The sequence below is a fragment of the Gordonia sp. UBA7599 genome (assembly GCA_002477755.1).
Classification (GTDB): Bacteria; Actinomycetota; Actinomycetes; order Mycobacteriales; family Mycobacteriaceae; genus Gordonia.
On record DLKD01000029.1, the window covers coordinates 1 to 8,906 of the forward strand.

At 68.6% G+C, this 8,906-nt stretch carries 11 protein-coding genes and 1 pseudogene; 11 read left to right on the forward strand and 1 reads right to left on the reverse strand.

The window, feature by feature from the left end; all coding sequences use genetic code 11:
• The 5 genes and pseudogenes from B4L26_RS03035 to aroB all read left to right on the forward strand — a co-directional run.
• Positions 1 to 425, forward strand: a pseudogene (locus B4L26_RS03035) (shikimate dehydrogenase); the annotation flags it as partial.
• A gap of 149 nt (positions 426 to 574) precedes the next feature.
• Entirely contained in the window at positions 575 to 976 is a 402-nt protein-coding gene (locus B4L26_RS03040; RefSeq protein WP_290715674.1) for a prepilin peptidase, read from the forward strand.
• A gap of 41 nt (positions 977 to 1,017) precedes the next feature.
• Complete coding sequence (gene aroC, locus B4L26_RS03045; RefSeq protein WP_290715677.1) at positions 1,018 to 2,226, forward strand: chorismate synthase; 1,209 nt, start codon at positions 1,018 to 1,020, stop codon at positions 2,224 to 2,226.
• Positions 2,223 to 2,768 (forward strand): shikimate kinase, encoded by a 546-nt coding sequence (locus B4L26_RS03050; RefSeq protein ID WP_290715679.1) that lies wholly within the window; start codon positions 2,223 to 2,225, stop codon positions 2,766 to 2,768. The genes aroC and B4L26_RS03050 overlap by 4 nt, the downstream gene beginning before the upstream one ends.
• Positions 2,765 to 3,844, forward strand: coding sequence for a 3-dehydroquinate synthase (gene aroB / locus B4L26_RS03055; RefSeq protein ID WP_290715681.1), 1,080 nt, complete (start codon positions 2,765 to 2,767; stop codon positions 3,842 to 3,844). Before B4L26_RS03050 ends, aroB begins: the two co-directional genes overlap by 4 nt.
• A gap of 84 nt (positions 3,845 to 3,928) precedes the next feature.
• On the opposite strand, the gene B4L26_RS03060 is transcribed toward aroB, so the two are convergent.
• Positions 3,929 to 4,402 (reverse strand): B-4DMT family transporter, encoded by a 474-nt coding sequence (locus B4L26_RS03060; RefSeq protein ID WP_290715684.1) that lies wholly within the window; start codon positions 4,400 to 4,402, stop codon positions 3,929 to 3,931.
• 61 nt (positions 4,403 to 4,463) lie between these two features.
• On the opposite strand from B4L26_RS03060, the gene B4L26_RS03065 reads away from it, so the two are divergent.
• The 6 genes from B4L26_RS03065 to B4L26_RS03090 all read left to right on the forward strand — a co-directional run.
• Positions 4,464 to 5,579, forward strand: coding sequence for an aminopeptidase P family protein (locus B4L26_RS03065; protein ID WP_290715686.1), 1,116 nt, complete (start codon positions 4,464 to 4,466; stop codon positions 5,577 to 5,579).
• A gap of 60 nt (positions 5,580 to 5,639) precedes the next feature.
• The gene (gene efp, locus B4L26_RS03070; protein ID WP_290715688.1) at positions 5,640 to 6,203 is read left to right on the forward strand and encodes an elongation factor P; all 564 of its coding nucleotides are present in this window, start codon (positions 5,640 to 5,642) and stop codon (positions 6,201 to 6,203) included.
• Between the two features lie 20 nt (positions 6,204 to 6,223).
• Entirely contained in the window at positions 6,224 to 6,694 is a 471-nt protein-coding gene (gene nusB / locus B4L26_RS03075; RefSeq protein WP_290715690.1) for a transcription antitermination factor NusB, read from the forward strand.
• Between the two features lie 101 nt (positions 6,695 to 6,795).
• Complete coding sequence (gene pyrR, locus B4L26_RS03080) at positions 6,796 to 7,386, forward strand: bifunctional pyr operon transcriptional regulator/uracil phosphoribosyltransferase PyrR (protein ID WP_290715692.1); 591 nt, start codon at positions 6,796 to 6,798, stop codon at positions 7,384 to 7,386.
• Positions 7,386 to 8,354, forward strand: a complete 969-nt coding sequence (locus tag B4L26_RS03085; protein WP_290715694.1) for an aspartate carbamoyltransferase catalytic subunit — start codon at positions 7,386 to 7,388, stop codon at positions 8,352 to 8,354. The genes pyrR and B4L26_RS03085 overlap by 1 nt, the downstream gene beginning before the upstream one ends.
• A 2-nt stretch (positions 8,355 to 8,356) precedes the next feature.
• Positions 8,357 to 8,906, forward strand: a 550-nt coding sequence (locus B4L26_RS03090; protein WP_290715697.1) for an amidohydrolase family protein, incomplete at its 3' end; no start/stop codon positions are given.

Sequence of the window (8,906 nt, forward strand, 5' to 3'; positions counted from 1 at the left end):
ATGCCTTCGAGCAGGCGCTGGCGGCACTGGCCGCCGCCGGGGCCGAGGAGGCCGTCGTCGTCGTCCGCGAACCGGCGCGTGCGGTGGCCGCCCTCGAACTCGCCGAATCGTTGTCATTGGCGGCGCGTGTCCTGCGGTTCGACGATGACGATGCATTGGCTGGCGCACTTTCCGCATCGACTGCGGTCGTGTCCACCGTGCCCGCACCAGCCGGGACCCTCCTGACCAGCGCTATCGATGGGCCGGTCCGGCTGGTCGACGCCATCTACAACCCGTGGCCCACACCACTGGCCGACCGCGTCGCCGAGACCGGCGGTACCGCCGTCGGGGGTCTGGTGATGCTGCTGAACCAGGCCTATCGCCAGGTGGAGCTGTTCACCGGGCTGCCGGCCCCCCGGGAAGCGATGGCCGCGGTCCTGGCCTGACGCCGACCGAGCCCCAATTTGCACCGAGCGAGCCCGGAATCCCACCGAGCGAGCCCGGCGTTGTCCACAGTTCCGGGTTATCCACAGAATCGGCATCGCCGAGCCCGACTAGGAGTCGACCGGCACCGGCGAGGAGTCATTCTGAGTTCATGGAAGCGATTGTGGCGGTGTGGCTGGTGGCATTGGGCGAAGTCGACCGCGCAACATCGCGCCTCCCGACCGCGCAGCTGTTGCCCGGGATCGCGGCCGTCGGGATCTGCGGCGTCGGTGAGTCGCTCGCCGGTCACTCCGGGGTGCTTGTGGCTGCGCTGGTCGCCGCGCTGCCGTACGTCGTCGCCGGCTTGCTCGGTCATAGCGGCGGCGGTGATCTGAAACTGGCGTTCGTCGTCGGCGGATTGTCTGCAGATCCGGCGACGGCCCTCCTCGTGGTCGGGCTCGCCCAGCTTGTCGCACTCGTCGGTTTCGTCACCGAACGGCGGCGTCTGAGGCCGCACGGGCCCGCGCTGTCTTCAGTGGCAGCCATCCTCGTCGTCGGACCAACCTTCTCGTAAGAATGGCCGCGGTCGGCCGGATTCGGAGCCCGACGGTGCGCATGGAACAATTGGGAACCGTGTTGCGCTGGATCACCTCTGGAGAATCGCACGGGCGCGCCCTGGTGGCGCTCGTGGAAGGAATGGTCGCCGGGGTCGAGGTGACGTCGGCCGACATCGCCGAGCAACTCGCCCGCCGACGCCTGGGCTACGGCCGGGGCGCGCGGATGAAGTTCGAGGCCGACGAGGTGACCGTATTGGCCGGACTGCGCCACGGCGTCACCCTGGGCAGCCCGATCGCCATCGAGATCGGCAACAGCGAGTGGCCCAAGTGGGAACAGGTGATGGCCCCCGATCCCGTGGATGCCGCAGAGCTGGAGGCCAGCGCTCGCAATGCGGCGCTGACGCGGCCGCGGCCCGGCCATGCCGACTACGCCGGCATGCTGAAGTACGGGTTCGACGACGCTCGCCCGATCCTGGAACGGGCCAGTGCGCGCGAGACCGCCGCCCGTGTCGCCGCGGGCACGGTCGCACGCAGCTTCCTGCGCCAGGTCGCCGGTATCGAGATCGTGTCGCACGTCATCTCGATCGGCGCGAGCGATCCCTACGACGGCCCGCCGCCGGGCATCGACGACCTGCCCGCGATCGACGAGAGTCCCGTGCGGGCGTTCGGCGAGGCGGCCGAGGCGTCGATGATCGCGGAGATCGAGGCCGCCAAGAAGGACGGTGACACCCTCGGCGGCGTCGTCGAGGTGGTCGCCACGGGTGTGCCCATCGGCCTGGGCTCCCACATCAGCGGGGAGACGCGCCTGGATGCGCGTCTCGCGGGTGCGCTCATGGGCATCCAGGCGATCAAGGGTGTCGAGGTCGGAGACGGCTTCGAGACGGCGCGCCGTCGTGGCAGCGCCGCCCACGATGAGATGGTGCCCGGGCCCGACGGCGTCGAGCGCTCCACCAACCGCGCCGGTGGTCTCGAGGGCGGCATGACCAACGGACAGGCACTGCGTGTGCGGGCTGCCATGAAGCCGATCTCCACGGTGCCGCGCGCTCTGGCCACCGTCGACATGGCGACCGGCGAGACGGCGAGCGCCATCCACCAGCGCTCCGACGTGTGCGCCGTGCCAGCGGCGGGGGTCGTCGCCGAGGCGATGGTCGCGCTCGTCGTCGCACAGGCGGTGCTGGAGAAGTTCGGCGGTGACTCGATTGCCGAGACGTCGCGGAACCTCGCGGCCTACCTCGAAGAGATCGCGGCCCGTCCGCCGCGCCCATGATCGACGCGGCGACCGGCGATCGGGGCCCGCAGCTCATCCTGACCGGGTTCATGGGGGCGGGGAAGTCGACAATCGGCCGAGCCGCTGCGAAGCGGCTCGGTACTCCGTTCATCGACACCGACGCCGAGATCGAGCGGACGGCCGGACGCACCATCGCCGAGATCTTCGCCACGGATGGCGAGCCCGCGTTCCGCGAGCTCGAACGGGCAACGGTCCTGCGAGTAGTGGCGGAATTCGACGGGGTCGTTGCGCTGGGAGGTGGATCGGTGACGGTCGCGGGAATCCGTGAGGCGCTAGTCGGGCTCCCGCTGGTCCACCTGCGGGTGTCGCCCCAAGCCGGTTTCGCTCGCGTCGCGAACAGCGACCGACCTCTTCTCGCCGGCGACGACCCGCGCCGCACCTATGACCGTTTGTTGGCGCAGCGCACCGCGCTGTACGACTCGGTCGCCACGGCCGCCGTCGATGCCGATCAGCCGGTCGACGCGGTAGTCGCCGACGTCCTCGCCATTCTCGATCCTGCTCGAAAGGACACCCAATCATGACCGAGCCCGTCCGCATCGGTGTCAACGCCGCGTCGCCGTACGAGGTCATTATCGGCCGGGGGCTGCTCGACGAGGTGGTCCGGACCGCGGAGGGCGCCGACTCGGTCGCGATCCTGTACCAACCGCCGCTGCAGGCCACCGCCGAGCAGGTGCGGGCCTACCTCGCCGAGCGCGGCTTCGACGCCCACCGTGTCGAAATTCCCGACGCCGAGGCGGGCAAGGACCTGCAGGTCGCCGCATTCTGTTGGGATGTGTGCGGGCGGATCGGGCTCAAGCGCAATGACAAGATCATCAGTCTTGGCGGCGGTGCGGCTACCGACCTGGCCGGCTTCGTCGCCGCGACCTGGATGCGCGGCATCGGAGTCATCCACATCCCGACGACCCTGCTGGCGATGGTCGACGCCGCCGTCGGCGGCAAGACGGGAATCAACACCGATGCGGGCAAGAACCTCGTCGGCTCCTTCCATGAGCCCGACGCCGTCCTTATCGACATCGCCACCCTCGAGACGGTCCCGCCCAACGAGGTCATCGCCGGAATGGCCGAGGTCATCAAGACGGGATTCATCGCCGACCCGGTGATCCTCGACCTCATCGAGGCAGACCCGGTGGCCGCAGTCGATACAAGCGGCGAGCTGCTCCCAGAACTCATCCGACGCTCCGTGCAGGTGAAGGCCGACGTCGTGTCCGCCGACCTCAAAGAGTCATCGCTGCGGGAGATCCTCAACTATGGACACACCCTGGGTCACGCCATCGAACGGCGCGAGCGCTACCGCTGGCGCCACGGTGCCGCCGTGTCGGTCGGATTGGTGTTCGCCGCGGAATTGGCACGGTTGGCGGGCCGCCTCGACGACGAGACCGCCGACCGGCACCGCTCCATCCTGGAGCTGATCGGCCTGCCGACGACCTACGACGCGGACGCCCTCGGCGACCTCATGACGGGCATGGCCGGCGACAAGAAGAACCGATCGGGCGTCCTGCGCTTCGTCGTCCTCGACGGCCTGGCCAAACCGGGACGCCTCGAGGGTCCCGACCCCACGCTGATCGCGGCCGCCTACTCGGCAGTCGCGCGCGACTGACGCACAACAGCTACCGAAAGCAACAGAAGCTACCGTCGCAACGGTAGCTTCTGTCAGATGTTGTAGCGGTTGTGCCGCCCGCGGTTAGGAGGCGACGACCTCGACGATCTCGACCTCGTTGTCACGGGCCTTGCGCTCCTCGCGGCGCACCAGCCAACGACCGATGCTCACACCGATGAAGGCGGGCACGTACACGAGCAGGGTCAGGAACGAGATACCCGCGGTGAGGGCGACGAACAGCCCCGGGGGGCGCATCTCCGGAACGAGGGTCATACCGGCGATCCATCCGATGATGACGGCGATCACCGCGGACAGGAAACCGGCCTTCAGCCACACCATGGTGAGGTCAGCGTAGTCATCGGGATCGGGATTGGCGCGCGCATCGCGAATGCCGTCGTACCCACCCCAGACGATGGCGGCCAGCACGATCAGCGCCAAGGCGATCGTCGACCAGGTCGTGCCGATGGTCGCAGCCACCCGCATCAGCACCCCGACGAGGATCCACGCCACCGTCACCAGTGCACCCATGAAAACACCGCGCAAAGTCCACGAACTCATGCGCATACAGTAGCGGGCCTGGGCAGTGAAGCCAATCACAGGGTCGGAGTAGCGTGGCGGGATGCCCGCCAGCCAACGCACCACCGGCGCCCCAGCACGTCGAGCGGGGTTGCGAGCCGAGCTGCTCGCGGCCCATCCCGACGTCGACGCGATTCTCATCACCGACCTCGTCAACGTCCGATACCTGTCGGGCTTCACCGGTTCCAACGGCGCCGTGCTGGTGTGGGCGGATCCGGGTAACGGCGATCTGATCAGCACTGACGGCCGCTACACCGTCCAAGTAGGGGAGCAGGCCGGTGATGTGCGGCTCGTCAGCGGGCGCGATGTGGCAGCCGCGCTGCTGAACGAGGCACACAACGGTGGCGCGCGCCGCATCGCCATCGAGGCCGACGCGGTGTCACTGGCTCAGTACACCGCGCTGCGCGAGGGGTTCGACACGCTGGAGTTGGTCGCGTCGCGCGGCCTTGTCGAAGGCTTGCGCGAGGTGAAGGACGACGACGAGGTCGCCGCCATCGCTGCCGCGTGTGCGGCCGCCGACGCCGGGTTGGCCGCCATCATCGCCGCGGGGGAGTTGGTCCCCGGGCGGACCGAGCGCCAGGTGGCGCGCGCATTGGAGTGGGCGATGTTCGCCCACGGCGCCGCCGCGGTCGCCTTCGAAACGATCGTCGCCGCCGGAGCCAATTCAGCCGTGCCGCACCACCGTCCCACCGATGCTGTGCTGTGCCACGGCGACTTCGTGAAGATCGACTTCGGCGCCGTCGTCGACGGCTATCACTCCGACATGACCCGCACCTTCGTGCTGGGCACCGCCAGCGGCTGGCAGTGCGACGTCTACGACCTCGTCAGTGCCGCCGCCGCGGCAGGGCGCGAGGCCGCGCGGGCGGGTGCGGAACTGGCCGCTGTCGATGCCGCCGCGCGGGCGGTCATCGACGCCGGCGGCCACGGGGCGGACTTCGTGCACGGCCTTGGCCACGGGGTCGGGCTGCAGATCCACGAAGCCCCGTCGGTGGGTTCGACGGCGACGGGTACACTTCGGAGCGGTGCAGTGGTGACGGTGGAACCCGGGGTCTACCTGCCCGGACGCGGCGGGGTCCGAATCGAGGACACCGTCGTCGTGTCGGAGGGGCCCTGCCGGATCCTCACAGCCACCGACCGGGCTTTCACCGTCCTGGGCTGACCAGCCGCCCCGCGACGACCACCGAACTATCAGCAAGCAAGCGAGAAAGAAGGCACGCCCATGGCGACGACTGCGGATTTCAAGAACGGCCTCGTGCTGAGGATGGATGACCAGCTGTGGCAGATCTTGGAGTTCCAGCACGTCAAGCCCGGCAAGGGGCCGGCCTTCGTGCGGACCAAGATCAAGAACATCCTGTCCGGCAAGATCGTCGACAAGACGTTCAACGCGGGCGTCAAGGTGGAGACGGCGACTGTCGACCGCCGTGACATGACCTACCTGTACAACGACGGCACCGACTACGTCTTCATGGACGCCCAGGACTACGAGCAGTTCGCAATCCCGCCGGCCACCGTCGGCGACGGTGCCCGGTTCCTCCTGGAGAACATGACCGTCCAGGTGTCCCTCAACGAGGGTGTGCCGCTGTTCATCGAGCTCCCGGTAACGGTGGAGATGGTGGTCACCCACACCGACCCGGGTCTGCAGGGCGACCGCTCGACCGGCGGCACCAAGCCCGCGACGATGGAGAGCGGCGCCGAGATCGCCGTCCCGCTGTTCATCAACACCGGCGACAAGCTGAAGGTCGACTCGCGCGACGGCAGCTACCTCGGCCGTGTCAACTCCTGACACGAAGCGCTGATCCGTCCGTGAAGCATTCCGGTACCCGGCACAAGGCGCGCAACCGCGCCGTGGACCTGCTCTTCGAGGCAGAGGCCAAGGGCGTGTCACCGCTGGACCTGATCGAGGAGCGGCGCACGATCTACATCGTCGACGACAGCGTCGGCACCGTTCACGACTACACCGCGACCGCGGTCGCCGGGTTCGCACAGGACCAGGCGCAGGTCGACGCGGTTATCAGTTCGCACCTGGACAAGTGGCAACTCGACCGCCTGCCCGCCGTCGACCGGGCGATCCTGCGCCTGGCCACCTGGGAGTTGTTCAACGCCACCGACGTCGACACCGTCGTGATCGTCGACGAAGCCGTCCAACTGGCCAAGGAGCTGTCGACCGACAACTCGCCGGCGTTCGTCAACGGAGTCCTGGCGAAGATCGCCGAGCTCGCTCCGCAGGTGCGCTCCGCCGCGGCAGCACAGCCGCAGGAGGCCGTCGAGGACTGAGGGCGTGTGTGCCCGGTCACCGTTGGTCGCGGTGTAGTGTGTCGCCAGAAAGACATCCTTTAACGATCCGTCCCGTGAGGCGGAGAAGGAGGTCGGCTGCTTTGACCAGCGCTGCCCACAGGGTCTTGCTCGACACCGCCGATGTGAACCGGACGATTTCCCGGATCGCACACCAGATCATCGAGAAGACCGCCCTTGACGACGGGGACCACCGCGTCGTGCTCCTGGGCATTCCGACCCGCGGCACGATTCTCGCTCAGCGATTCGCCGCTCGTATCGCCGAATACTCCGGAATCGACATCCCCGTCGGGTTCCTCGACATCACGCTTTACCGCGACGACCTGCGGGCACAGCCGCACCGCCCACTCGAGCGCACCGTGGTGCCCTCGGGCGGGATCGACAACGCGCACGTGATCCTCGTCGACGACGTCCTGTACTCCGGACGCACCGTCCGCGCCGCACTCGATGCGCTGCGCGATCTCGGCCGACCGGCCACCGTGCAACTGGCGGTCCTCGTCGACCGCGGCCACCGCGAACTGCCGATACGCGCCGACTATGTCGGCAAGAACCTGCCGACGGCCCGCGACGAGGACGTCGCTGTGCACTTCACCGAGACCGACGGAATCGATGAAGTAGTGCTCGGGCCGCGGCGCACGACGGCCGGACGCACCACGTCGGAGGGGGACGCCTGATGCGACACCTGCTGTCCACGGCGGACTTGAGCCGTGACGACGCCCTGGGGATCCTCGACGATGCCGATGGGTTCGCCCAGGCGCTGCTCGGCCGCGAGATCCGCAAACTGCCGACCCTTCGCGGGCGGACCGTGATGACGGTGTTCTACGAGAACTCGACCCGCACTCGGGTGTCCTTCGAGGTCGCCGGGAAGTGGATGAGCGCCGATGTCATCAACGTCAGTGCCAGCGGATCGTCGGCGGGCAAAGGGGAGTCGCTGCGCGACACCGCCAAGACCCTGTATGCCGTGGGCGCCGATGCGCTCATCGTGCGCCATCCGAGTTCCGGAGCGGCACACCAGATCGCGGAGTGGACCGCCGGCCCCGACGGTTCCGGTCCGGCGGTGATCAACGCCGGCGACGGTACCCACGAGCACCCCACCCAGGCTCTTCTGGACGCGCTGACCCTGCGGCAACGCCTCGGCGGCATCGAGGGTCGACGCGTGGTCATCGTCGGCGACGTCGTGCACTCGCGCGTTGCCCGGTCCAACGCACACCTGCTCTCGACGCTGGGCGCCGAGGTCGTGCTGGTAGCGCCACCGACGCTTCTTCCCGTCGGCGTCGAAACGTGGCCGGTCACTGTCGCCCACGACCTCGACGGTCAGCTGCCCGCCGCAGACGCGGTGATGATGCTGCGCGTGCAAGCCGAGCGGATGAACGGCGGGTTCTTCCCCAGCCCACGCGAGTACTCAGTCCGCTACGGACTCAACGATGACCGGTTGCGGCTGCTCGGCGACGACGCGGTGGTCCTGCACCCGGGGCCGATGCTTCGCGGTATGGAGATCGGCTACTCGGTTGCCGACGCGCCTCAGGCCACGGTGCTCGAGCAGGTGCGCAACGGCGTGCACGTACGGATGGCGGTTCTGCTGCGGCTGCTGGTCGGCAGCGATTCGGCGACAGCGCGCCCTGACGAGAAAGTGGAGGCCTGACCATGACGGGGGAACCGCTGCTGCTCCGCGGAGTCCGGCCCTACGGCGGCGATCAGGTCGACATCCTGATCGCCGACGGTGAGATCGTCGAGATCGGCGAGTCGATCACCGCTCCCGACGGCGCCGAGGTGGTCGACGGGGGCGGCGCGATCGCGCTCCCGGGCTTCGTCGACCTGCACACCCACCTGCGCGAACCGGGCCGCGAGGACACCGAGACCATCGCCACCGGGTCGGCGGCCGCGGCCCGCGGCGGCTACACCGCGGTGTTCGCGATGGCCAACACCGATCCTGTCGCCGACAACGCGACGATTACCGACAACGTCTATCGCACCGGTCGGGAGGTCGGTCTGGTCGACGTGCACCCCGTCGGCGCGGTCACCGTCGGACTCGCGGGCAAGCAGCTTGCCGAGATGGGCATGATGGCCGCCGGCGCGGCCCGGGTGAAAATGTTCAGCGACGATGGCAAGTGTGTCGATGACCCGCTGCTCATGCGGCGCGCACTCGAGTATGCGACCGGGTTGGGCGTGTTGATCGCCCAGCACGCCGAGGAGC